Origin of the sequence: Streptomyces hokutonensis (genome assembly GCF_000376565.1) — a bacterium.
Classification (GTDB): Bacteria; Actinomycetota; Actinomycetes; order Streptomycetales; family Streptomycetaceae; genus Streptomyces; species Streptomyces hokutonensis.
Genome location: NZ_BARG01000024.1, coordinates 244,155 through 266,134 on the forward strand (window position 1 = coordinate 244,155; position 21,980 = coordinate 266,134).

Annotated in this window: 23 protein-coding genes; 11 read left to right on the forward strand and 12 right to left on the reverse strand. The window is 69.5% G+C overall.

Annotated features, from left to right (window positions below; translation table 11 throughout):
• Positions 1-49: 49 nt before the first annotated feature.
• Genes SSP08S_RS13090 through SSP08S_RS13100 form a run of 3 tightly spaced genes read left to right on the forward strand, consistent with a single transcriptional unit; the run spans position 50 to position 2,576 of the window.
• Complete coding sequence (locus SSP08S_RS13090; RefSeq protein WP_019068052.1) at positions 50-1,231, forward strand: acyl-CoA dehydrogenase family protein; 1,182 nt, start codon at positions 50-52, stop codon at positions 1,229-1,231.
• Between the two features lie 36 nt (positions 1,232-1,267).
• Positions 1,268-1,786, forward strand: coding sequence for a flavin reductase family protein (locus SSP08S_RS13095; protein WP_019068053.1), 519 nt, complete (start codon positions 1,268-1,270; stop codon positions 1,784-1,786).
• Positions 1,787-1,832: 46 nt separating this feature from the next.
• The gene (locus tag SSP08S_RS13100) at positions 1,833-2,576 is read left to right on the forward strand and encodes a hypothetical protein (protein ID WP_019068054.1); all 744 of its coding nucleotides are present in this window, start codon (positions 1,833-1,835) and stop codon (positions 2,574-2,576) included.
• A 7-nt stretch (positions 2,577-2,583) separates the two neighbouring features.
• Here SSP08S_RS13100 and SSP08S_RS13105 read toward each other — a convergent pair whose 3' ends face one another.
• Complete coding sequence (locus SSP08S_RS13105) at positions 2,584-3,003, reverse strand: nitroreductase family deazaflavin-dependent oxidoreductase (RefSeq protein WP_019068055.1); 420 nt, start codon at positions 3,001-3,003, stop codon at positions 2,584-2,586.
• 90 nt (positions 3,004-3,093) lie between these two features.
• On the opposite strand from SSP08S_RS13105, the gene SSP08S_RS13110 reads away from it, so the two are divergent.
• Positions 3,094-3,762, forward strand: coding sequence for a TetR/AcrR family transcriptional regulator (locus SSP08S_RS13110; protein ID WP_019068056.1), 669 nt, complete (start codon positions 3,094-3,096; stop codon positions 3,760-3,762).
• A gap of 15 nt (positions 3,763-3,777) precedes the next feature.
• Here the strand turns inward: SSP08S_RS13110 and SSP08S_RS13115 are convergent, their stop codons facing one another.
• Together SSP08S_RS13115 and SSP08S_RS13120 are read right to left on the reverse strand one after the other, a co-directional pair.
• A complete protein-coding gene (locus SSP08S_RS13115; RefSeq protein WP_019068057.1) occupies positions 3,778-4,428 on the reverse strand; it encodes a PASTA domain-containing protein in 651 nt (216 codons plus the stop codon).
• A gap of 43 nt (positions 4,429-4,471) precedes the next feature.
• Positions 4,472-5,662, reverse strand: coding sequence for an alpha/beta hydrolase (locus SSP08S_RS13120; RefSeq protein WP_019068058.1), 1,191 nt, complete (start codon positions 5,660-5,662; stop codon positions 4,472-4,474).
• A gap of 204 nt (positions 5,663-5,866) precedes the next feature.
• Here SSP08S_RS13120 and SSP08S_RS13125 point away from each other — a divergent pair, with 204 nt between their 5' ends.
• Positions 5,867-6,490 carry a TetR/AcrR family transcriptional regulator gene (locus SSP08S_RS13125; RefSeq protein ID WP_019068059.1) on the forward strand — a complete coding sequence of 208 codons (624 nt, stop codon included), beginning with the start codon at positions 5,867-5,869 and terminating at the stop codon, positions 6,488-6,490.
• Between the two features lie 31 nt (positions 6,491-6,521).
• Here SSP08S_RS13125 and SSP08S_RS13130 read toward each other — a convergent pair whose 3' ends face one another.
• Genes SSP08S_RS13130 through SSP08S_RS13140 form a run of 3 tightly spaced genes read right to left on the reverse strand, consistent with a single transcriptional unit; the run spans position 6,522 to position 9,239 of the window.
• Positions 6,522-7,295 (reverse strand): SDR family NAD(P)-dependent oxidoreductase, encoded by a 774-nt coding sequence (locus SSP08S_RS13130; RefSeq protein ID WP_051105894.1) that lies wholly within the window; start codon positions 7,293-7,295, stop codon positions 6,522-6,524.
• A gap of 34 nt (positions 7,296-7,329) precedes the next feature.
• Positions 7,330-8,094 carry an SDR family NAD(P)-dependent oxidoreductase gene (locus SSP08S_RS13135; protein ID WP_019068061.1) on the reverse strand — a complete coding sequence of 255 codons (765 nt, stop codon included), beginning with the start codon at positions 8,092-8,094 and terminating at the stop codon, positions 7,330-7,332.
• A gap of 20 nt (positions 8,095-8,114) precedes the next feature.
• The gene (locus SSP08S_RS13140; RefSeq protein WP_019068062.1) at positions 8,115-9,239 is read right to left on the reverse strand and encodes an acyl-CoA dehydrogenase family protein; all 1,125 of its coding nucleotides are present in this window, start codon (positions 9,237-9,239) and stop codon (positions 8,115-8,117) included.
• Positions 9,240-9,369: 130 nt separating this feature from the next.
• Between SSP08S_RS13140 and SSP08S_RS13145 the strand changes: the two genes are divergently transcribed.
• The gene (locus SSP08S_RS13145) at positions 9,370-10,542 is read left to right on the forward strand and encodes a thiolase family protein (protein ID WP_019068063.1); all 1,173 of its coding nucleotides are present in this window, start codon (positions 9,370-9,372) and stop codon (positions 10,540-10,542) included.
• Between the two features lie 15 nt (positions 10,543-10,557).
• Here SSP08S_RS13145 and SSP08S_RS13150 read toward each other — a convergent pair whose 3' ends face one another.
• On the reverse strand, positions 10,558-12,036 hold the full coding sequence (locus SSP08S_RS13150) for an aldehyde dehydrogenase family protein (protein ID WP_019068064.1): 1,479 nt from the start codon (positions 12,034-12,036) through the stop codon (positions 10,558-10,560).
• A gap of 188 nt (positions 12,037-12,224) precedes the next feature.
• Here SSP08S_RS13150 and SSP08S_RS13155 point away from each other — a divergent pair, with 188 nt between their 5' ends.
• On the forward strand, positions 12,225-13,484 hold the full coding sequence (locus SSP08S_RS13155; protein ID WP_019068065.1) for an amidohydrolase family protein: 1,260 nt from the start codon (positions 12,225-12,227) through the stop codon (positions 13,482-13,484).
• Positions 13,485-13,564: 80 nt separating this feature from the next.
• Here SSP08S_RS13155 and SSP08S_RS13160 read toward each other — a convergent pair whose 3' ends face one another.
• Both SSP08S_RS13160 and SSP08S_RS13165 read right to left on the reverse strand, forming a co-directional pair.
• The gene (locus SSP08S_RS13160; protein WP_019068066.1) at positions 13,565-14,569 is read right to left on the reverse strand and encodes an LLM class flavin-dependent oxidoreductase; all 1,005 of its coding nucleotides are present in this window, start codon (positions 14,567-14,569) and stop codon (positions 13,565-13,567) included.
• Positions 14,570-14,642: 73 nt separating this feature from the next.
• Positions 14,643-15,416 carry an enoyl-CoA hydratase/isomerase family protein gene (locus tag SSP08S_RS13165; protein WP_019068067.1) on the reverse strand — a complete coding sequence of 258 codons (774 nt, stop codon included), beginning with the start codon at positions 15,414-15,416 and terminating at the stop codon, positions 14,643-14,645.
• 117 nt (positions 15,417-15,533) lie between these two features.
• On the opposite strand from SSP08S_RS13165, the gene SSP08S_RS13170 reads away from it, so the two are divergent.
• From SSP08S_RS13170 to SSP08S_RS13180, 3 genes are read left to right on the forward strand one after another with little or no spacing between them, the layout of a single operon-like run.
• Positions 15,534-15,842, forward strand: coding sequence for a hypothetical protein (locus SSP08S_RS13170; RefSeq protein ID WP_026178448.1), 309 nt, complete (start codon positions 15,534-15,536; stop codon positions 15,840-15,842).
• Positions 15,843-15,860: 18 nt separating this feature from the next.
• Positions 15,861-17,375 carry a class I adenylate-forming enzyme family protein gene (locus SSP08S_RS13175; protein ID WP_019068069.1) on the forward strand — a complete coding sequence of 505 codons (1,515 nt, stop codon included), beginning with the start codon at positions 15,861-15,863 and terminating at the stop codon, positions 17,373-17,375.
• The gene (locus SSP08S_RS13180; RefSeq protein WP_019068070.1) at positions 17,372-18,412 is read left to right on the forward strand and encodes a phosphotransferase family protein; all 1,041 of its coding nucleotides are present in this window, start codon (positions 17,372-17,374) and stop codon (positions 18,410-18,412) included. Before SSP08S_RS13175 ends, SSP08S_RS13180 begins: the two co-directional genes overlap by 4 nt.
• On the opposite strand, the gene SSP08S_RS13185 is transcribed toward SSP08S_RS13180, so the two are convergent.
• Entirely contained in the window at positions 18,340-18,987 is a 648-nt protein-coding gene (locus SSP08S_RS13185) for a TetR/AcrR family transcriptional regulator (protein WP_019068071.1), read from the reverse strand. The genes SSP08S_RS13180 and SSP08S_RS13185 overlap by 73 nt on opposite strands.
• A 114-nt stretch (positions 18,988-19,101) precedes the next feature.
• On the opposite strand from SSP08S_RS13185, the gene SSP08S_RS13190 reads away from it, so the two are divergent.
• A complete protein-coding gene (locus SSP08S_RS13190) occupies positions 19,102-19,857 on the forward strand; it encodes an SDR family NAD(P)-dependent oxidoreductase (protein ID WP_019068072.1) in 756 nt (251 codons plus the stop codon).
• 17 nt (positions 19,858-19,874) lie between these two features.
• Here SSP08S_RS13190 and SSP08S_RS13195 read toward each other — a convergent pair whose 3' ends face one another.
• Both SSP08S_RS13195 and SSP08S_RS13200 read right to left on the reverse strand, forming a co-directional pair.
• On the reverse strand, positions 19,875-20,654 hold the full coding sequence (locus SSP08S_RS13195; protein ID WP_019068073.1) for an SDR family NAD(P)-dependent oxidoreductase: 780 nt from the start codon (positions 20,652-20,654) through the stop codon (positions 19,875-19,877).
• Positions 20,651-21,970: an acyl-CoA dehydrogenase family protein gene (locus SSP08S_RS13200; protein WP_019068074.1), complete on the reverse strand. Its 1,320-nt coding sequence runs from the start codon at positions 21,968-21,970 to the stop codon at positions 20,651-20,653. The genes SSP08S_RS13195 and SSP08S_RS13200 overlap by 4 nt, the downstream gene beginning before the upstream one ends.
• Between the last annotated feature and the right edge of the window lie 10 nt (positions 21,971-21,980).

The window sequence follows — 21,980 nt, forward strand, 5'->3', positions numbered from 1 at the left end:
CGCGTGTGTGCGGCACTTGCGAGGAATCAGCCAGCAGGAGGTGTGCGGCGTGACGCACGAAGTGGTCAACCGTGTCGAGGAACTCGGGCCCGAACTGGCCGCACTCGCCGAACAGAACGAGAAACTGGGCAAGTTGAGCGACCGTACCGTCGAACTCCTGCGTTCCGCAGGGGTGATACGACTCCTGCAGCCCAAGGAGTTCGGCGGCTACAGCGCTCACCCCCGTGACTTCGCCGAAGCGGTGATGGCCGTAGCGCGGTACGACGGGGCGGCAGGCTGGGTGTCCGGTGTCGTCGGCGTACACCCTTGGGAACTGGCCCAGTTGGACCCCCGGCTCGCGCACGAGGTGTGGGACGAGGACCCGGACACCTGGATCGCCTCGCCGTACATGCCCAACGGAATCGCGGAACCCGTGGACGGCGGCTATGTGCTCAGCGGTCGCTGGCCCTTCTCCTCCGGGAGCGACCACTGCAGCTGGGACTTCCTGGGTGCACTCGTCGGCGACGGCAAGGGGAAGCCGGCGGGGCCGATCTCCGTGCTCCATGTCGTCCTGCCGCGTTCGGACTACGAGATCATCGACGGCACCTGGGACGTGATCGGCCTGGCCGGCACCGGCAGCAAGGACGTCGTCGTCGACAAGGCGTTCATCCCCACGTACCGCACCATCAGGCAGGAAGTGGTCCAGGAGGGCACTGCCGCCGAGGCGGTCGGACTCACCGACACCCTGTACAAGCTGCCCTTCAGCTCCATGTTCCCGCTCGGGATCACCGCCGCCGTCGTCGGGATCTGCGAGGGCGCCCTCGCGCTGCACCTCGACCAGCAGAAGGACCGGGTCGCCGTGACCGGGGTACAGGTACGCGACGATCCCTACGTTCTGTACGCCGCCGGGGAGGCAGCGGCGGAGATCGCCGCCTCCCGGGTCCAACTGATCGACGGCATCAGCCGGTTGTACGACCAGGTCGAGGCCGGAAAGCCCATCACCGTCGAGGACCGGTCCAACGTCCGCCGCAACCAGGTGCGTTGCGCATGGCGTGCCGTCGCCGCCCTGGACGAGATCTTCGTACGGTCCGGCGGCAACGCGATCCGGCACGGCAACCCGCTCCAGCGGTTCTGGCGGGACGCGCACGTGGGGCTCCAGCACATGATCCACGTCCCGGGAGCGGCGTACCACGCAAACGCCCTCGCCCAGATGGGACTTGAGCTGCCCGAGCCGATGCGCGTCCTGATCTGACGGGACGTCAAGAGAGTGAGCGAGCAAGGAGGGGCCGTGTCGGACGCGGTCGAGGGGCGCTACTTCCGTGAGGTGCTGGGGCACTTCCCCACCAGCGTGGTCGCGATCACCACGACGGACAGCGACGGGCAACCCCAGGGAATGATCGTCGGAACCTTCATGTCCGTATCTCTGGAACCGCCCCTCGTGTCGTTCCTGGTGGACGGTTCCTCCAACACCCTGCGGACGATCCGGACGGCCGGGCGGTTCTGCGCCAACGCGCTCGCGGGCAACCAGGAACGCCTGTCCCGGCGGATGGCCGGCGGCCCGAACCGTTTCGAGGGAACCGACTGGGAGGAATCCCCGCTCGGCAATCCCGTCCTCGCCGGAATCGTCGCGTGGGTCGACTGCACGGTCGAGAAGATCGTCGAACTCGGCGACCACCAACTCGTCGTCGGACGGGTCCGCACGCTCCGCGTCGAGTCGATGAAGACCCCACTGCTCTTCTTCCGCGGTGGATACGGCGACTATCTGTCCAGCGCGGGACTTCTGCTGGACAGGCTCGTCGGCTGGTGAGAGAGCGAAGAACACAAAGAGCCGCGATATCGAAGGAGATCCGTTGATGCGCCAGGACCTGCATTTCAGATTGGAACGCATCTCCGCATGGTGCGGATTTGTACTGCTGCTGGGATTCGCCGTGGCGTTCTCCGTCGGCCATCTCATCACGCCGATGGACCCGACCAAGAACGCGCAAGGCGTCGTCGAATTCCTCACCGACCATCAGACGGGCATCCTCGCCTGTGCCGCGATCATGGTCCTCGTCGTGCCGTTCGAGTACCCGTTCGTCGTCCTGACCAGCATGCAGATGCGCCGTATCGAAGGCGGCTGGGGCCTGCTGTCCATGGTCCAGCTCACCACCGGTGTCGTCGCGCCGATCGGCTTCTTCTTCCCGATCGCGATACTCGCCGCCGCTGCCTACCGACCGGAAAGCCACTCGCCCGACGTGCTCTACGCGATGTCGGACATCTACTGGCTCATGCTGGTCGGCAACGCCTGCATATTCGTCCTCCAGGTCTGGTCGATCGGCTACGCGGCCCTCGTCGACGACCGAGACAAGCCGGTTTTCCCGCGCTGGTTCGGCTATCTCAACCTGGTTCTCGGCGTGCTGCTCATTCCGGGTGCCTTCGTCTTCCTCACCAAGACCGGACCGTTCGCCTGGAACGGAATCCTCGCGAACATGCTGCCCACGCTGGTGTATTTCATCTGGAAGATCGCGACACCGATCGTGCTGCTGCGCGCCGTGAAATCCGAGGAGGAGGAAGCGAAGGCGAAGGCCGCCGAACCCTCCGCGCTCGCGAGCACATAACAGGCCGTCAGCCGAGCCCTCGGGAGCCGACGATGCGGAACGTGGGATGGTCGGCGGGGTCGGGGAGCTGCCGGAACGTCTCGGCCACGGTGGGGAAGCGGCCGAACTGTTCCAGATAGACCTGGATCAACGGTGCGCGCTCCGCCACCGGAACCTCGACCGCGTCGAACTCCTCGCCACGGCCCTTGCGTTGGAGCCGTCCGCCCTTCGCGGCACGCAGATTGCGCGACCACTCGGTGTTGCCGCGGGGCGCTATCAGATAGCGCTCCCCGTCGTGGTCGAGGACGGCCACCGGCACACTGCGCCAGCGGCCCGAGGTGCGGCCCCGGACACTCAGCGTGCTCAGCACCGACCGGGCGAAGAGCTTGGCCATCCGGTTGCCGATGACCCGGGCTCCCCAGGGCGGGGGCAGGTAGGGGGCGCTCATCGGGACCTCCTCGGAGACGACAGTGAAGTACTATCTAGGGTGACCCTAAATCTAGGGTCACCCTAGAGTATTTTTCGGACGGAGGTGACGGTGGGACTGCGCGAGCTGAAGAAGGAGCAGACGCGGACACTGATCGCGGACATCGCCTGGCGGCTGTTCGCCGACCGGGGGTTCGACGCCGTGCGGGTCGCCGAGATCGCCCGCGAGGCACGCGTCTCCGAGGCCACCGTCTTCAACTACTTCCCGCGGAAAGAAGATCTCCTCTACTCGCGCCTCGACGACTTCGACGAACGGCTCCTCACTGCGGTCGACTCCCGCCCCCCGGGCGCATCGGTCCTGGATGCCGTACGGACCTTCCTGACCGGGACGGCCGGGCTCCTCGCCCAGGTCGCGGCCGGCGACGACGAGGCCCTCGTACGACTGCGGACCGTGCACCGCATGATCGCCGACAGCCCCACGCTACGAGCCCGCGAACAACAGGCGATCACCGATGCGACGACGGCACTGGCCGCCCGCCTCGCAGCGGAGCCGGATGGTACGGCCGAGACCGACGAGGTCACCGCGTACGTGGCCGCCAATGCCCTGATGGGAGTCCACCGGGCGCTCATTGACCTCGTACGCCGACGGGTTCTCGCCGACGAGGCGCCGGATCAACTCGCCGCCGATGTCCGCGCACAGGGCACGCGGGCCTTCGCCCTCCTCGGGGAGGGGCTGGCCGAGTTCGGTGTACGGACGGTGAGTTCACCGGCCGACCGATGACCTGCCGCCGGACTGCTACGGGCAGGACTCCCCGAACTTCACGGCCCTGAACTCCACGGGCTGCCCGGTCAGTTTCGTCCCGGCCGACGGTTTCTGCGAGCACACCTGCCAGTTCGACGCCAGCAGGATGAAACGGCCCTTGCCGGACGCGTCCTTGACCGTGATCGACGTCCCGGACGCGAGTGCGGCGCGGGCGGTGTTCACCGACTTTCCCTTGAAGTTGGGCATCGTCGAGCCGGCCGGTGCGGGTGCGGACTGGTCCTTCGCGGGGCAGGTCTCGGCGAGCTTCACCGCGCCGAAGTCGAGCCGGGTGGTGGTGGCGACACGCGTGCCGGCCTTCACGTTCTGCGAGCAGACCTTCCAGTCCCGGTCGAGGATCTGGTGGCGGTCGCGACCGAGCGAGTCGTGGGACGTGAGGCTGTAGAAGCCCTGCTTCTGGGCGGTGTCCTGGGCGGACTGGAGACCCATGCCCACGAAGGCGGGAACGGTCTTGGTCCCGCCACCTGTCTTGGCGTTGCCGCTCGCGCCGGAGGCCGTGCCCCCTTGCCCGCTGTCGGGGTTGCACGCGGTTCCGAAGCCGCCGATGACGAGGACGCCTGCGACGGCTCCGACGACGAGCTTCCCGCCGCGCCGCTTCCCTGGCCATGGGATTACGGAGTTGGACACGGTACGCCCCCTGGTGTCATCGGCAACGCGGGCTGATCCGCGCCTACTTGAGATGCTGCCCCAGGAAGTCGACGATGTGCCCCATCGTCTCCTGCGTGGACCAGGGCAGCGCGGCCGAGGTGTCGCCGGTGAAGGACAGGTCGCCGTGGCCCGCGCCGGTGAGGACGTAGCGGGTGCTCTCGATCCCCTTGGCGCGCAGTGCCGTGTGCAGGTCCAGGGTCTCGCTGGGGGAGACCAGGTTGTCGGCGCTGCCGTGGAACAGGACGAAGGGCGCCGTCTTGGAGCTGATGTGCGTCGCCGGGTCGGCCGCCGCGACCTCGCTGGTGCGGTCCGCGACCGACTTCTTGGTGCCGGGGCCGTAGACCCACTGGGCGGCACTGTTGCCCGCCGCGTAGTTGGACTTCTGTGCCGCCGTGTCGTAGTCGGCCGCGAGCTTGGACAGGTCGGCAGGGCCGAACTCGTCGACCACGCCCTGGACTTCACCGCTCTGGTCGAGATTGTCGCCGACGTCGAAGGACTTCTCCCCGTTGGTCGCGCCGGTCATCGCCGCCAGGTAGCCGCCGGCGGACTGTCCCCACACGGCGACGTGGTCGGTGTCGATGTCGTACTTGTCGGCGTTGGCGCGGAGGTACCGGATCGCGGACTTCACATCGGCGACGGCGTCCTTGTACGTCGCGCCGTCCTTGGTGGTGCGGTACTGGAGGCTGGCCACGACATAGCCCTGGTCGGCGACATAGGTGCGCTGACTCAGGTTGGCGGTGCGGTCCGCCATGACGAAGCCGCCCCCCGTCAGATAGATGACCAGCGGCTTCTTGCCCGATGTGGACGTGGGCACCTGGATGTCGAGCTTCAGGTCGCTCTTCTTGCCGTTGGTGGTCGGCGAGGAGTACGTGATGTCGTGCGTGGTGGTGACCCCCGAGGTGGCGCACTGGATCTGCGCGCCCTTGGGATCGATCACGATGCTGGTGCTGGTGTCCGACTTCTTGATGGTCTTGGCCACCGGAAGACCGCCCGCGTTGCTCGACGGCACCGCACTGGGCGCTGCGGAGCTTGAGGCGGTCGTACCCGTGGGGCAGGCGGCCGTCCTGGCGCGGGCACTGGTGCTGGACGCACTGCTGGACGCGCTGTTGCCGCCCGAGGAGCAGGCCACCAGGGCCAGCCCGGCCGCGACGCTGATCGTGACGCCGGCGACACCCCTCCGCCGGCCTGCCCGCGTCTTCTCTTCTTCACGCATGTCTTCATCTCCCGCGACAACCGGATGGCAAACGGAGATGCTATCTCCGCTTCTCGCTCTCACCGTAGCATCAAACGGAGATGCCATCTCCGTTTGGGTCTGTGGTGTCGCGGCCCGGAATCGAACCTGATCAAGGGGTGCGCAGCTCGCGGCAGTACGATGCGCTGGACGAGACGACATCACCCGGAAGGCGGGACGAGCGGTATGGCGGAGCCCGCTGAACCCGGCAGGGCGCCGCTGCGGCGCGACGCCGAGCTGAACAGACGCCGGCTGCTGGCCGCCGCCCGTGAGGTGTTCCGCGACCGGGGTCTGGCCGCGACCCTCGACGACGTAGCCCGCCACGCGGGGCTCGGTGTGGGGACCGCCTACCGGCACTTCGCCAACAAGGAGGAGCTGGTCGACGCGGTCTTCGAGGACATGATCGACCGGGTCGAGGCGTGCGCGCGCGAAGCCGTGGCCGACCCCGATCCATGGCACGGGCTGGCGGCCAGCCTGGAGAAGGTGTGCGAACTCCAGGCGCACGATCGCGGGCTGCGCGAGGTCATGCTCGGCACCGGCAAGGCGGCCCAGCGGCGCGCCCTCGTCGACCGACGGATCAAGCCCCTGGTCGATCCGCTGATCGACCGCGCCAAGGAGCAGGGGGCGCTGCGGGCCGATGTGGAGCCGCTGGATCTTCCGATGATCCAGCTCATGGTGGGGGCGGTCACCGACCAGACCGGAGAACCCGACCTGTGGCGCCGCTATCTGCGGATACTGCTGGACGGCATGCGCACCCGGCCGGACGGGACCGAGCCACTGCCCCCGGGCCCCAAGTCCCACCCACTGTGACTCAGGACGCTGGACACGGTGACTCGAGACGCTAGACGGAGAGCGCGAACCCGCCCGTCACCCGCAGCGTCTCACCCGTGACGAACGACGCCTTCGACGAGACCAGATACAGCAGCGCCTCGACGATGTCCCGTTCCTCGCCCTCCCGTTGGAGGATCTGCTCGCCCAACACGCGCTTCGCCTCGGTCTCGGGCAGTTGGGCACGCACGGTGTCCGTGAAGATCAGGCCCGGCGCGATCGCGTTGACACGGATGCCGTCGGCGGCGAACTCCCGCGCGAAGGACACCGTCAGACCGCGTACGGCGAGTTTGGAGACGCCGTAGATGCTCCGGTTGGCGTAGGCCGCCGACGAGGAGATGTTCACGATGGCGGCACCGGCGCGTCCCCGCATGGCACGTTGGGCCGCGAGGGAGCAGATGACGACGCCCATGACGTTCACGTCGAGCACGCGCCGCACCTTGGTGAGCCCGAGTTCGGTGAACGGCCGGTTGTAAGCGGCGTGCAGGCCCGCGTTGTTGACCAGGATGTCGAGACCGCCGTGGCGTGCGACGACCTCGTCCATCACCGCCTCTACGGCGGCCTCGTCGGCCACGTCACAGGCCACGCCCGTCAAACTGCCGCCGGCGGCGGTGAGTTCGGCCGCGGCGGCCTTCGCCGCGTCACCGTCGATGTCCGCGAGCACGACATGCGCGCCCCGAGCCGACAGTGCGGCGCCGAACGCCTTGCCGAACCCACGCCCGCCCCCGGTGATGAACGCGACCTTGCCCTGGTGCTCGTCGTGTTCCTGCATTGCGGATGCTCCCATCGTCGTCCTGGCTCCAACCGGCCCCTGACACCGGTCACTTGGGACCGAACCGCTGCCCCGCGTCGAGCCGCAGGCACTGGCCGTTCAGCATCGGGTTGTCGACGACGGCGAGCGCGAGCTTCGCGTACTCCTCCGGCCGGCCGAGGCGTTTGGGGAACGCCGCGTCCTTGACCAACTCGGCGCGTACCTCGTCCGGGATCTTCTCGACGGCGCCCGTGTCGAACAGGCTGGGCGCGATGGCCAGGACCCGGATGCCGAACGGGCCCAGATCGCGCGCCATGGTGAGACACATGCCGGCGATCGCGGCCTTGGCGGCCCCGTAGGCGACTTGACCGATCTGCCCCTCGAAGGCCGCGATCGACGACGTGTTGACGATGACACCGCGCTCGCCGTCCGGGTCCTCGGGTTCGTTGCGGCTCATGTGCGCGGCGGCCAGTCGGCTGATGTTGAAGGTCGCGACGGTGTTGAGGTCGAGGACGTGGCGGAAGGTGTCGAGGTCGTGCGGACCGTTCCGGCCGAGCGTCCGTTTCGCCTTGCCACCACCGGCAGTTGTGATCGAGACATGCAGCCCGCCGAGCGCCTCCACTGCGGCGGCGAGCGCGCTCTCCGTCGCCTCGAAGTCGGTCACGTCGACCGGCTCGAAACGCCCGCCCAGCGCCGCCGCGACCTCGGCACCGGCCGACGCCGGACGGTCGAGTACGACGACGTCGGCGCCGCGTGCCGCGAGCAGCTCGGCGCTCGCCCGGCCCATTCCGGAGGCACCGCCGAACACCACGGCCTTCTTGCCCTTGATCTCCATCGATATCGATTCCCTTTCGCTCAGGCCGACTTGGCGGACCGCTGAAGGAGGGTGCAGAGCCGGTCGCGATGGACGGCGGCGTCCCCGTACAGCACCCGGTCGGCCCTGGCCCGGCGCAGATGGAGGTGCAGGTCGTGCTCCCAGGTGAAACCGATCCCGCCGTGCAACTGCAGGGCCCGCGCGGCGACTTCACCGGTACCGGCCGAGGCGTAGGAGGCGGCGCCACAGGCCGCACGGGCGGTGTCGGCGGCACCGGCATCGGCGGCCATCGCCGCGTAGTACGTCGCGGCACGGGTGCCGTGCGCCAGCAGCGCCATGTCGGCGCAGGCGTGCTTGACGGCCTGGAAGCTCCCGATCGGCCGCCCGAACTGCACCCGGTTCTTGGTGTGTTCGACGGTCAGCTCCAGCATCCGTTCCATCACGCCCAGCGCGTCGGCGCACCGCAGGACGGACGCCTCGTCGAGCAGGGCCTGGATGTCGTCCGGCCCACCGTCGAGCCGGGCGTCGAGCGGCACGCGTACGGCATCGAGGCGGACCTCGTGGAAGGCGCGCGTGGGATCCAGGACGCGCTGCCGCCGGACAGTGACGCCAGGAGCCGCCCGGTCGACGAGGAAGGACGCCGGTACGCCGTCGTGGAGCGCGGTGACGAGCAGCCAGCGGGCACCGCCGGCATCCTGCACCACGGTCTTGACCCCGTCGAGGACGACTCCGTCGCCGTCGGTGCGTGCGGTGGCGTGGATCCCCTCCAGCGTCCAGGGCGCGTGCGGCTCGGCGAAGGCCCAGGTGGCCCAGCCATCACCGGTGGCGAGCGCGGACAGCACCTCGGAGCGGAGCCGCTCGGAACCGCCGTAGGCGAGGGCTCTGCCGACGACCGCCGTCGGCAGGAACGGGCCCCGGCCGAGTGCGCGCCCGATCTCCTCGGCGACCAGGGCGAGTTCGACCAGTCCCTGGCCGGATCCGCCGTACTCCTCGGGCAGGGCCAGGCCGGGCCAGCCGAGGTCGGCCGTCAGGCGCCACAGCTCGGGGTCGACGTCCTCGGAACGGTCCATCGAGGCTCGTACGACGGCCATCGGGGCCCGGTCGGACAGCAGGTCGCGCGAGGCCTCGCGCAGCATGGCCTGCTCTTCGCTGAGCTCGAAGTTCACCAGCCACCACCCGGTCCGCAGCGGATCAGTACCTCGAACAAGGTATCCTCTTTTGTGTCGCCGGTCGATATCCAGTGCTGATTCACGGCGCTCTTACGTCCGTATCGCCAAGTTGAGTATCATCAATTGCATGACTGATGCCGTTCTGCTCGCCGCCTGCCGCACCGCGATCGGTACCGCTCGGAGGGGGACGCTCCGGGAGACCAGCGCCTTCGACCTCGCCACCGTCGTCGTACGGGAGGCCGTGCGACGCTCGGGGCTGCCGCTCGATCTGATCGACGACGTCGTCCTCGGCGAGACCCTGGCCGGAGGCGGGGACATCGCCCGCTACGCGGCACTCGAAGCGGGGCTGACCCATGTGCCGGGGCTCGCCCACAACCGGCACTGCGCCTCGGGGCTGGCCAGTGTGGCGACCGCGGCGGCGGGGGTGATGGCGGGTATGGACCGCGCGGTCGTCGCCGGCGGTACCCAGTCCTCGTCCACCAATCCGCAGGCCCGGCGCCGGATTCCGGGCACCGACGACTGGCAGGACCCCTGGATGTCGCCCTCGCACGCGCCGACCCGCGAGGCGCCCAACGACGACATGGCCACCCTCGTCGGCTGGAACACGGCCCGGCTGACCGGTATCTCCCGTCAGGACATGGACAGTTGGGCCCTGCGCTCGCACCAGCGGGCCGTGCGGGCGATCGACGAGGGACGGTTCGCCGACGAGATCGTGCCGGTGGAGGTCACCGACCGCGGCGGCCAGGTCTCCGTGTTCGACACCGACGAACACCCGCGCCGCGACACCAGCATCGAGAAGCTCGCCGCGCTGAAGGTGCTGCGCCCCGAGATAGAGGGCTACTCCATCACCGCGGGCAACTCCAGTGGGGTGAACGACGGTTCGGCCGCGGTCGTCGTCGCCTCCTCCGAGGTCGCCGCCCGCCAGGGGCTCACCCCGCTCGCCACCGTGCGGTCGTGGGCGAGCGTCGGCGTCGACCCCGTCGAGACGGGGCTGGCCCCGATCGCCGCCATCCGCAAGGCACTTGACCGGGCCGGGCTACGGATCGAGGACGTCGACCTGTTCGAGATCAACGAGGCCTTCGCCGCGGTCGCCGTCGCCGCCACCCGTGAACTGGGCCTGGACCCCGAACGGGTGAACCCCTTCGGCAGCGGGTGCAGCCTCGGCCATCCGATCGCGACCACCGGTGCCCGCATGGTCGTCACGCTCGCGCACGAGCTGCGCCGCCGTGGCGGGGGCACGGCGGTCGCCGCGATGTGCGCGGGCGGCGGCATTGGATCGGCGATGGTGCTCACCGCGTGACGCGCTGAGCACGGGTCAGCGGGCCGCCCAGCTCACCGTCTTCGTCTGCAGATACTCGTCGAGCCCGAACTCGCCCCACTCCCGGCCGAGTCCGCTCTGCTTGTAACCGCCGAACGCGGACCGCGGACTCACCCCGGCACTGCCGCCGTTGATCGTGACCCCGCCGGTGCGCAGCCGGGTCGCCAGGTCGTACGCGGCCACGGTGTCGGCGCTCCACACGGCACCGCCCAGACCGTAGGGACTGTCGTTGGCGATGTGTACCGCCTCCTCGTCGGTGCGGAACGGGATGACGACGCCGACCGGTCCGAAGAACTCGGTCCGGGCGACGGTCATCGCGTTGTCCACGGCGGCGAAGAGCGTCGGCTCCACGAAGTAGCCCCGGTCGAGTCCGATCGGCCGCTTGCCACCGCACACGATCCGGGCGCCCTCCTCCTCGCCGACCCGGATCAGCTTCTCCACCTTGTCCCGCTGGGCGGCGCTGATGAGCGGCCCCATCGTGGTGGCCGCGTCGGCGGGGTCACCGACCCTGACCCCGGCGAGGGCCGCGCTCAGCCGGTCGACGAACTCGTCGTGGACGGACTCGTGCACCAGAGTGCGGGTCAGCAGCGAACAGCCCTGTCCCGCATGGGTGGTCATGCCGGAGAACGCGGAGCGGACGGCGCCGTCGAGGTCGCCGTTGGCGCGCACGATGTTGGCCGACTTGCCGCCGAGCTCCAGCACGACCTTCTTCATGGAGGCCGCGGCCTGGGCGTACACCGTGCGGCCCACCGTGTCCGACCCGGTGAAGCTGACGAGGTCCACCATCGGGTGCGTGGTCAGCTCCCGGCCCGCCTCCACATCGCCGGTCACGATGTTCAGCACCCCCGGCGGCAGCCCGGCCGCGTCCGCGAAGTCGCCGAGCAGCAGCGAGTCGAGCGGGGTCTGCGGCGCCGGCTTCAGGACGACCGTGCAGCCCGCTGCGAGGGCGGGGATCACCTTCATCATGCTGAGGAAGAAGGGGAAGTTGTACGCCGAGATCAGCGCGCACACCCCGAACGCCTCGCGGCGCAGCACCCCTTGGAAGATGCCGGCGCCCGGCGCGATCGTGGGATCCATCGGACGCTCCCACGCGAAGCCCGGGATCACCCGCTCGGCCATGTCCCGCAGATGAGCCACCGGCACCCGGGTCTGCAGCGTCTCCGCCAGCCCGCGCACCGAACCCGCCTCGGCCATGTTCACGGCGACCAGCTCCGGCAGCCGCCGCTCCAACTCCTCGGCCATGCGCAGCAGTACGGCGCCCCGCTCGGCCGGCCTCATCCGCGGCCACGGCCCCTCGTCGAAGGCCCGCCGCGCCGCCTCGACCGCCCGCCGCACATCCCCGAGCGAGGCGTCCGGCACCTCGGCGAGGGTCTCCTCCGTCGCCGGATTGCGTACGACGATCCGCGCGTCCGACGTGCCGTCGGTGTGCCGTCCGTCGATGTAGAGCCGCGAAGAGAACGAGTACGTCGTCGTCATGTGCCGTCTCCTCATCAAGTGTGTCCCGTGTTGAGTGTACTGAATTAAGGAGAGCGGGTCAGGAGTGTGCGAGTTTTATTGACTCGACCGGTCGGTACAGCTAACTTCGCAGATATCTGGGGGTCGGCCTTCTGGCTACGAACGACGGAGTTCGAAAAGAGGTACCGCCTGTGTTCAAGGAATTTGTCGTGTCCGGCGATTCGCACATCATCGAGCCGGTCGATCTGTTCAAGACCCGCCTGCCCAAGGAGCTCCGCGAACGCGCCCTGTGGGAAGAGGAGTTCACCCTCGACGAGCCGATCGTCCCGGGCGGGCACACGGAGTTCAAGAAGCTCCACACCATCGGGTTCGACGGCTGGACCATCTCCAAGTATCGCCAGACAGGCGGGGAGACCCCGGACGGCGATCCCGACCACATCATCCGGGACATGAACTTCGACGGCGTCGATGCCTCGGTGATGTTCCCCAACCTCTCGCTGTTCGTCCTGTTCACCGACGACCACGAGCTGTCGATGGCCCACGCGCGCGTGTGGAACGACTACCTCGTCGAGAGGTACCTCCCCTACAAGGACCGGCTGCGCCCCACGGCCGCGATCCCGATCACGGACGTCCCCGCGGCCGTGGCGGAGATCGAGCGGATCGCGAGGCTGGGACTCGGCGCGATCCTGCTCCCGGAGATTCCGCCGCTGCCGTACTACGCGCGGGAGTACGACCCGATCTGGTCCGCCGCCCAGGCGCACGGCCTGCCGGTCTTCATCCACGTGGCCACCGGTGGCGTGAAGGTCAAGGAGCAGATCTCCGGGACGGCGCAGACCGTCCGGGGCCTGATGACGTCCATGAACATGGGCAAGGGCAACCTGACCGACGACATGGTGGCGGGCCGCACCATGGGCTTCGCGGCCGGCGCCGGTGTGGCCGGTCCGCAGGGCATCATCGCCAGCCTGGTCGGCGGCGGGGTCTGCGAGCGCTTCCCCGACCTGCACTTCAACCTGATCGAGTACACCGCCGGCTGGCTGGTGTCCTTCATGGGTTACATGGACAAGGCCTGGAAGACGGGCACCGGCCAGGACCCCGACTGGTGGCTCGGCTTCTGGGACGACAACCGTCCGGCGACCGAACAGCCCTCCATGGGCAGGCTGTTCGCGATCAACGACAAGTGGCCCTACCCGCTCAAGCCCACCGAGTACGTCCAGCGCCAGATCCATGTGCAGTTCGCGGACGACCCCACGGCGGTCAAGGCACGCCACATCACCGGCCTGTCCACGGTCATGTGGGGCAACGACTACCCGCACGCGGAGGGCACCTTCCGCAGCAGCGCCGAGTGCATCGCCGAGAACTTCGAGGGCGTGAACGACGAGGACCGCGCGGCCATCCTGGGCGGCACCCTTGCTGACGTCGTGCACTTCGACAAGAGCAGGAAGCTGGCGCCGGTCACCGAGAGCGCCTGACCATCGGAACGGCGTTTCAGGGCACTGAAACGCGATGACAGCGGCGGGCGGTCCGAGGGTGCCGTCCGCCGCTTCTCCTGTCACGCGGTGGGCAGCTCGCCGATCAGGGCGAGGGAGGCGCGGGCGTACGCGGCCCGGCGCCGCCGGCTCACCAGGAAGCTGGGCGGTGCGAAATAGCCGACGTCACGAGGGAGCGAACCGGCGCGAGCGGCGAGCATGTCCTTCGCGTCGGCCGTCGTCCCGCACACCGCGATCGAGGTCAGCATCTCGTCGGTGACGGCGGCGGCCATCGCGTCCGTGTCCCCGGCCCGGAACGCCTTGCGCAACTGGGCCACCGGGGCCTCCCAGCCGTGGTGGGCGACGAACGGGTCGTACGTCTTCACCGTGAGGTAGAAGGCGATCATCCGGCGGGCGTCGGCCACCGCGCGTTCGGGCGCGGAGTCGTCCACCGCCGTGATGACCCAGCCGTGTTCCAGCGGCCGTTCGGTGCGTCCGGCGGTGGCGGTGCCGCGCCCGACGGAGGGCCGCACGACGTCGTTCCACCAGGAGCGGGTGAACAGCCCGTGCCCGATGACGCCGTCGGCCACCCGGCCCGCCGTGGCGGCCATGCGCGTGTTGAACGCGGCGAGCAGCACAGGGATGTCGAGCCGGCCGAGCACCGGGGCGCGGACATCGGCGTCCAGCGAATAGAACTCGCCGGAGTAGTGGACCTTCTCGCCGTTCTCCGCGTGCAGCCAGGCGCGGACGGCGCCGACGGTCTCCGCGATCCGGTCCACCGGACGGTCTGCCGGTACGTCGAGCCAGTCGCGGTTGATGCGGAACGCGGCGCTGCCCAGGCCGAGGAAGAGCCGACCCGGCGCCTGGGCGTGGAGCTGGCGCAACGCGGTGGCGTGCGCGTACGGGGTGCGGGCGAAGGCGTAGGCGATGGCGGGCCCCGCCAGGGCGTGTTCGGAGTTCGCGACGATCTCGGCGAGGGTGAGGTAGGCGTCGTGGTCGACGAACTCGCCGGCGCAGAAGGCGCCCGCACCGGCCTCCTCGGCCTCGTGCGCCACCTCTCGGCCCGGCCAGGGCATGCCGAATCGCATCAGAGCCAGCCCTTCATGGAACCTCGTAAGACTTCATAAAAAAGGATACTGTTTTATGGAGAGTAGGGGAGTGTCAGCGCAGTGTCCACCGTCCCCGGGGCACCGCGGTGCGGTCCACCTCGGCCTTTCCGACGGGATTTCCGATCTGCGTGTACGACAGTCCGGTGCGCAGGGCCTGGGTGCGGGTCGAGTCCAGGGACTCCCAGATCGCGCGGACCGTGCCCTGGATCGCGGCCGGCGGTTTGGCGGCGATGATGCGCGCGATCTCGTCCGCCCGGTCCCAGAGCTGTCCGCCCGGCAACACCTCGCTGACCAGGCCGATTTGGAGAGCGCGCGCCGCCGACACCCGCTCGTCCAGGCCGAGCAGCGCGATGCGCAGGGTCTCGCCGAGCGGGATGCGGCGGGCCAGCCCGATGGGTTCGAGGGCGGCGGTGAGTCCGTAACTGACATGCGGGTCGAAGAAGGTCGCGTCGTCCGAACAGATCAGGATGTCGGCCTCGTTGAGCCAGTAGAAGGCGCCACCGGCTGCCATCCCGTGCACCGCGCAGACCAGCGGTTTCCACACCTGGTTGAGCTTCGGCGACAGGAACTCACCGGGATCGGTCTGCGACCAGACGTTGGAGTGCCGGTCGATGCCCTCCTTGACGTCCATGCCGGTGCTGAACGCCCGGTCGCCGGAGCCGCGCAGCACGACGACACGCACGTCGTCGTCGGCCTTCACGGTCCGCCAGATGAGCGCGAACTCCTCCAGCATCTCCTGATTGAAGCTGTTCATGGCCTGAGGTCGGTTCAGGGTGATGGTGGCGACATGGTCGGTCACCTCGAACAGGACGGTCTTGAGCTCCATCCGGCGACTCCGTTCGTCGACTCGGTTCGTCATCTCGACGCGATCGAGGTAAGTAGTATACTTTTTTCTGGTCTTCGGGAGCCCGGAACGGCAACAAGATCCGCGGAGGAACCTGCGATGAGGCCACGAGTGGGACAGATGCTCGCCAGCACGGTGGACACGACGGCGGTGGTGGTCGTGCGCTGCCCCGACAGCGAGCTGGACATCACCTGCGGCGGTGCCGCGATGGCCGAGGGGCCCGCGACCGGGGCCCCCGCCGGCACCCCGGACCCGGACCGGTTGGGCGGTTCACTGCTCGGCAAGCGCTACGCCGACGAGGACCTCGGCCTCGAACTCCTCTGCACGAAACAGGGACCGGGCACCCTCGCGGTGAACGGCGTCCCGCTGCCGGTGAAGACCGCGAAGCCGCTCCCGGCCTCGGACTGAGAAGAGGGAAGCGCGCCGATGAACGTGTCGATGATCCTGGACATGGCCGCCGAGGGCTTCGGCGACCGGATCGTGATCGGACGCGCACAGGACGGGCTCACCCCCGTACGACTGCGCGAACTGGCCGTCGGCGGGGCCCGGTTGATCCGTGCGGCCGGCGCCGACGCGCTCGTGTACCTGGCCACCAACGGCCCCGCCTTCGCCGTCGCCCAGTTCGCCGCGGCCCACGCCGGAGTCCCGCTGGTCCCGGTCAACTACCGCCTGGGCGAAGAGCAGTTGGACGCCCTGCTCGCGAACCACCCGCGCGCCCTGGTCATCGCCGCCCCCGACCAGGACGCGGCCCCGCGCCGCGCCGGACTGCCGGTACGCAGCCCGGCCGAATGGCTCGCGGAGGCGGCCGCGAACGCCGACGCCGATCCCGAACCGGCACCGGCGCCCGACACCCCTGCCGTACTGATCTACACCAGCGGCACCACCTCGGCCCCGAAGGGTGTGGTCCTGCGCCACCACAACCTGGTGTCCTATGTGCTCGGCACCGTGGAGTTCGCCGCGGCGGACCCCGCCGAATCAGCGCTGACGAGTGTGCCGCCGTACCACATAGCCGCCGTCTCCAATGTGCTGACGAACCTCTACGCGGGCCGACGCACCCTCACCCTCGACCAGTTCACCCCTGAGGCCTGGCTCGCGCTCGTCCGGGAACAGCGGATCACCCACGCCATGGTTGTCCCCACCATGCTCGCCCGCATCATGGACACGGACGGCCTGGACCGATCAGTACCCTCAATGCGCTCACTCGCCTACGGTGGCGCCAGGATGCCCGTGCGCGTGATCGAGACGGCGCTGCGCTCCTGGCCGCACGTGGACTTCGTCAACGCCTATGGCCTGACGGAGACTTCGTCCACCATCTCCGTGCTCGGCCCGGCCGAACACCGCGCGGCCGTCGCCAGTGCCGACCCCGCCGTACGGGCGCGGCTCGGCTCGGCCGGACTGCCGGTGCCGGGCATCGAGATCGAGGTCCGTGACGTGACCGGCGAACCCCTCGACGCCGGGGAGACCGGGCAGATCTGGGTGCGCGGCGAACAGGTCTCGGGGGAGTACGTCGGTCAGGGCTCCGCCGTCGACGAGCGCGGCTTCTTCCACACCCGCGACCGGGGCCGCCTCGACGCCGACGGCTACCTCCACATCGAGGGCAGGACCGACGACACGATCATCCGCGGCGCGGAGAACATCGCCCCCGCCGAGATAGAGGACGTTCTGCTGCGCCACCCCGACGTGCTCGACGCCGTCGTGGTCGGTGTCCCCGACGAGGAGTGGGGCCAGCGCATCGAGGCCGTGGTCGTACCCCGCGACGGCGCACAGGTCGACGCCGGAGCGCTGCGCGCCGCCGTGCGCGGCACCCTGCGCGGCTCGAAGACCCCGGAGCGCATCACGTACTGGGCCGAACTCCCGCGCACGGTGACCGGCAAACTGGTGCGCCGCGACATCGTGGCGGCACTCACCGCGCCCGAGAACGGGACGAAGGGGCAGACATGAGCGTCGTCGCCACCAACAGCCCTGCGGTGCTCCGGGAGTTGACGGACCGTACGGCCTCCGTCGTCGGCGGCTGGACCCCCGGCGCCACTGTCGACGGCGTTGAACCGCTCACTGGCGGCACGTCGAGCCTGACGTACGTCGCCCATCTGTCGGGTGTCCCGGACGGCTACGAACGTGTCGTCCTCAAGGTGGCCCCGCCCGGCCTGCCCCCGGTCCGCAACCGGGACGTGCTGCGCCAGGCGCGGCTCATGGCGGCCCTGGCCGGACAGCCGGGCGTGCGGGTGCCGAAGGTGTTGTTCTGCGACGCGGGCAAGCCCCCGGACGTCCAGCCCTTCGTGGCCATGGAGTTGGTGCCGGGGGAGTGCGTCGAGCCGGTGCTGGTGCCGCGCGGCACGCTCGCGCCGGGGGAGGTGCGGTCCCGTGCCCTGGACGCGGCCAGGATGCTGGCCGACCTGCACCGGGTGGATCCGGCGAGGACGGCGCTCGCGGCGGAGCCGGCCGTGTCGCTCCACGCCGAGATCGACCGCTGGACCCGGGCGTTCGGCACCGTCCCCGACGACCTGCGCGCCGGGCACGAGGCGGTCGCCGACCGGCTGCACGCCACCGCGCCCGCCGCGATGACACCGGTGTTCACCCACGGCGACTACCGGCTCGGCAACACACTGTGCGCGGACGGGGCGATCACGGCGATCATCGACTGGGAGATCTGGTCGCTCGGCGACCCCCGCGTCGACATGACCTGGCTGACCTTCTTCACCGACGAGGCCCGCCACCCCGCCGCCGCGTCGGACGAGCCGACCGGCATGCCGAGCAAGGCCGAACTGGTCGACGCCTACGAGGAGTTGCGCGGCGAACCGCTGCACGACCTGGCGTGGTTCGAGGCGCTCACCAAGTACAAGGAGTCGGCGGCGACCGCCCTGCTGATCAAAAGGGGCCGTAAGTCAGGGCAGTTGAACGCCATGCATCAGCGGATGCTGCCCGCGCTCCCGGTGTTGCTGGACGAGGCGGCCGAACTGCTGCGCACAGCTCGAAGTTGACGGATGCCCAGATCGAGGGCCGCTTCGAGATGTGCCAGTGAGCCGGTGGACATCATGATCAGTACACCGCCCTGGATACCGGCCAGCAGGGCCGCCGCGGCCTGGTCCGCGTCGAGCTCCGCCGGGGTCTCGCCCTGGTCCTGCATGGCCCGGATGCCGATGGCGAGCTTGGACTGCCACGAGGCGACGAGCTGTCCGGTGACGGCCTGCACGCCGGGTGAGGCGGGGGTCAGCTGGGACATGAGCGTGTTGAGCGGGCACTTCTGTCCCTGCCGGCGATAGCGCTCGACGACCGCGTCCCGCCAGTCGTGCCAGGCCCGCCACGAGGTGAGCGCGTTGAGGTGGGGCTGCTGGTCGGACAGGACCCAGTCCGCCTCGTGCTGGGCCACGGCAAGGAGGAGCTCCTCCTTGCCGCCGGGGAAGTAGTGGAAGAGCTGGCTCTTGCTGGTGGACGTACGGGCGCGGATGTCGTCCAGGGTCGTCTCGGTCACACCGCGTGCGCGGATCTCCGCCGCGGCTCCCTCGACGATGCGTTGCCGGGTGGCCGCGCCCTTCGGTGTCAGTCGTGGTGCCATGCCATCACTGTGCCACTTTCTGGACTTGCGGGTCCATTTTCTGAGTGGCAACTTTGCCGTTCCCAGCCGGTTGGATCAGCTTCCGGCGGATCGGACTCGGAGAGGCACAGCATCATGACCAAGCGACTTGCCGGGCGGAAAGCCCTGGTCACCGGCTCCACCAACGGTATCGGCGTCGCCGTCGCGGTGGCCCTCGCCGCCGAGGGAGCGTTCGTCGTCGTCAGCGGACGCGACGAGCGGCGCGGCGGCGAGGTGGTGGCACGCATCGAGAAGGACGGCGGTGCGGCGGCCTTCGTCAAGGGGGACCTGTCCGCGGGCGCCGATGCGATCGACCGTTTCGCCGGCGACGCGCTCACCGCGGCCGGCGGGCGGATCGACGTGCTCGTCAACAACGCGGCGATGCTGCTCACGCCCGCCCCCACCGCAGAGGTCGCGCAGGAGACCATCGACGAGGCGCTGGCCGTGAGCGTGCGGTCGGTGTTCCTCCTGACCGGCCTGCTCGCACCGCCCATGGCCGAACGCGGCAACGGCGCCGTGGTCAACCTGGGCTCCATCGCCGGCCTGCGGGGCAGCGCGCATTCGGCGCTCTACAACATGACCAAGGCCGCCGTGCACTCGCTCACCACGTCGTGGGCCGGGGAGTACGGACCGCACGGCGTCCGGGTCAACACGGTTGCTCCCGGGCCGACTCTGACTGAGAAGGCTGCGGCGATGGGGGAGCGCCTGACCCCGTTCATCGCGCGCATGCCCTCCGGCCGTGCCGGTACTCCGGCCGAGGTGGCCTCCGCCGTCGTGTTCCTCGCGAGCGACGAGGCGTCCCAGATCCACGGCGCCACGCTCACCGTCGACGGCGGATTCACGGCGGTGTAGGACCATGCCTTTGGTGGTCAGTACAGCCCGCCGTCCACCCGGATCAGCGCCCCCGTCGTATAGCTCGACGCGTCGCTCGCGAGGTACAGCGCGGTGCTGACGATCTCCTCGGGCTGTCCGGGGCGTCCGATCGCGCTGCGTGTCGTCTGCCGTTTCTCCGGGGCCCAGGCCTTGGAGATGTCGGTGAGGAACGGCCCGGCCGAGATCGTGTTGACGCGCACGGTCGGGCCGTATTCGAGCGCGAAGACCGTTGTGAGCGCGTTGAGTGCGGCCTTGGCACCGGCGTACGGGCCGAAGCGCGGTTGTGGCATCAGCGCACCGGACGACGAGACGTTGATGATCGAGCCCCCGTTCTCCGAGTCGGCCATCCGCTGTCCGACCAGCGAGGCGAGCCGGAACGGGCCCTTGAAGTTGACGCCGATCACCTTGTCGAAGAGTTCCTCGCTGGTGTCGGCCGAGGAGGGGGCGAGGGGTGACATGCCGGCGTTGTTGACGAGGACGTCGACCCGGCCGAACTCCTCGTAGGCCGCGTCGGCGAGGCGGGCCAGGTCGTCCCAGTGCCCGACGTGGGCGGCGACGGGCAGCGCGCGGCGGCCCAGGGCGCGGACCTCGGCCGCCGCCGTCTCGCACGCGTCGAGCTTGCGGCTGGCGATCACGACGTCGGCACCCGCGGTGGCGAAGGCGCGCACCATCGCGAGCCCCAGACCCCGGCTGCCGCCCGTGACGAGCGCGACCTTGCCGGACAGGTCGAACAGGTCCGCCGGAGCAAGGGACTTGGTGTCGCGTGCCTCGCTCATGCCTGCACCCGGCCGCTGAGGCTGTCGTCCTCGACGATGTGGGCGTACCGCTTGCGGGCGGCCTCCAGCTTCGGCGGGATGTGCTCGCTGGGGAACAGACCCTCGGCCGGACGGCGGTTCTTGAGCAGCTGCTTGGCGATCGTGGTGCGGTGAACTTCCGTGGGGCCGTCGGCGAGCGCGAGGTTCGGGGCGGCCATCCACCATTTGGCGAGCGGGAGTTCGTTGGTGGTGCCGAGCGAACCGTGCAGATGCAGGGCGCGCTGGATGACGTCGTGCAGCACCTTCGCCGTCTGCACCTTGCACATCGCGATCTGGGTGCGGGCCGCGCCGTGCGGCTGGGTGTCGATGATCCAGGCGGTGTGCAGCACCAGCAGTCGGAACTGCTGCAACTCCACCCACGAGTCCGCGATGAACTGCTGCACGGCCTGCTTCTCGGCAAGAAGAGTGCCCTGAGTACGACGGGACAGCGCGCGCTCGCACATCATGTCGAAAGCGCGCGTGCACTTGCCGACCGTACGCATCGCGTGGTGCACACGCCCCCCGCCGAGCCGGGCCTGGGCGACCTTGAAGCCCTCGCCGGGACCGCCGAGCATGGCGTCGAGCGGGACCCGCACCTGGTCGTAGCGGATATAGGCGTGGATGCCCTCGTCGAGGGAGTCGCGCTCGTCCATGGTGCCGACATTGCGCTTGATCTCGATGCCGGGTGTCTCGGCCGGGACGATGAACATCGACATCCGGGCGTGCGGGGGCGCTTCCGGGTCGGTGACGGCCATGACGATGAGGAAGGCGGCGTACCGGGCGTTGGAGGAGAACCACTTCTCCCCGTCGATCACCCACTCGTCCCCCTCGCGCCGCGCCCGGCACACGAACTCCTTCGGATCGGCTCCGGCCTGCGGTTCCGTCATCGAGAAGGTGGAGACGATGTCCCCGTCGAGCAGGGGCTGGAGATAGCGCGCCTTCTGCTCCTCGGTGCCGAACATGGCCAGGATCTCCGCGTTGCCGGTGTCCGGTGCGGCGGTGCCGAACACCGTCGGCGCCCAGTAGGAGCGGCCGAGGATCTCGTTGAGGTACGCGAGCTTCACCTGGCCGTAGCCCGCGCCGCCGAGTTCCGCGCCGAGGTGGCAGGCCCACAGGCCCTGGGCGCGGACCTGCTCCTGGAGCGGCTTGAGGATCGCGCGGGCCTTCTCGTTGCGCGTGTCGTACGGGTCGCCGCCGTGCGGGAAGAGGAGGTCGAGCGGCTCGACCTCCTCCCGTACGAAGGCCGTCGCCCAGTCCAGTTTGGCCTGGAACTCGGGTTCGATCGAGAAGTCCAGCATCGGCCCTCCG

Excerpts from the sequence above, each read along its gene's own strand:
- SSP08S_RS13190 (WP_019068072.1), top strand. The coding sequence starts at position 19,102 with ATGACCAAGCGACTTGCCGGGCGGAAAGCCCTGGTCACCGGCTCCACC.
- SSP08S_RS13195 (WP_019068073.1), bottom strand. The coding sequence starts at position 20,654 with ATGAGCGAGGCACGCGACACCAAGTCCCTTGCTCCGGCGGACCTGTTC.
- SSP08S_RS13150 (WP_019068064.1), bottom strand. The coding sequence starts at position 12,036 with ATGACGACGACGTACTCGTTCTCTTCGCGGCTCTACATCGACGGACGG.
- SSP08S_RS13135 (WP_019068061.1), bottom strand. The coding sequence starts at position 8,094 with ATGGAGATCAAGGGCAAGAAGGCCGTGGTGTTCGGCGGTGCCTCCGGA.
- SSP08S_RS13100 (WP_019068054.1), top strand. The coding sequence starts at position 1,833 with ATGCGCCAGGACCTGCATTTCAGATTGGAACGCATCTCCGCATGGTGC.
- SSP08S_RS13185 (WP_019068071.1), bottom strand. The coding sequence starts at position 18,987 with ATGGCACCACGACTGACACCGAAGGGCGCGGCCACCCGGCAACGCATC.
- SSP08S_RS13105 (WP_019068055.1), bottom strand. The coding sequence starts at position 3,003 with ATGAGCGCCCCCTACCTGCCCCCGCCCTGGGGAGCCCGGGTCATCGGC.
- SSP08S_RS13175 (WP_019068069.1), top strand. The coding sequence starts at position 15,861 with ATGAACGTGTCGATGATCCTGGACATGGCCGCCGAGGGCTTCGGCGAC.
- SSP08S_RS13145 (WP_019068063.1), top strand. The coding sequence starts at position 9,370 with ATGACTGATGCCGTTCTGCTCGCCGCCTGCCGCACCGCGATCGGTACC.
- SSP08S_RS13200 (WP_019068074.1), bottom strand. The coding sequence starts at position 21,970 with ATGCTGGACTTCTCGATCGAACCCGAGTTCCAGGCCAAACTGGACTGG.
- SSP08S_RS13165 (WP_019068067.1), bottom strand. The coding sequence starts at position 15,416 with ATGGAGCTCAAGACCGTCCTGTTCGAGGTGACCGACCATGTCGCCACC.
- SSP08S_RS13120 (WP_019068058.1), bottom strand. The coding sequence starts at position 5,662 with ATGCGTGAAGAAGAGAAGACGCGGGCAGGCCGGCGGAGGGGTGTCGCC.
- SSP08S_RS13180 (WP_019068070.1), top strand. The coding sequence starts at position 17,372 with ATGAGCGTCGTCGCCACCAACAGCCCTGCGGTGCTCCGGGAGTTGACG.
- SSP08S_RS13125 (WP_019068059.1), top strand. The coding sequence starts at position 5,867 with ATGGCGGAGCCCGCTGAACCCGGCAGGGCGCCGCTGCGGCGCGACGCC.
- SSP08S_RS13160 (WP_019068066.1), bottom strand. The coding sequence starts at position 14,569 with ATGCGATTCGGCATGCCCTGGCCGGGCCGAGAGGTGGCGCACGAGGCC.
- SSP08S_RS13130 (WP_051105894.1), bottom strand. The coding sequence starts at position 7,295 with ATGGGAGCATCCGCAATGCAGGAACACGACGAGCACCAGGGCAAGGTC.
- SSP08S_RS13170 (WP_026178448.1), top strand. The coding sequence starts at position 15,534 with ATGAGGCCACGAGTGGGACAGATGCTCGCCAGCACGGTGGACACGACG.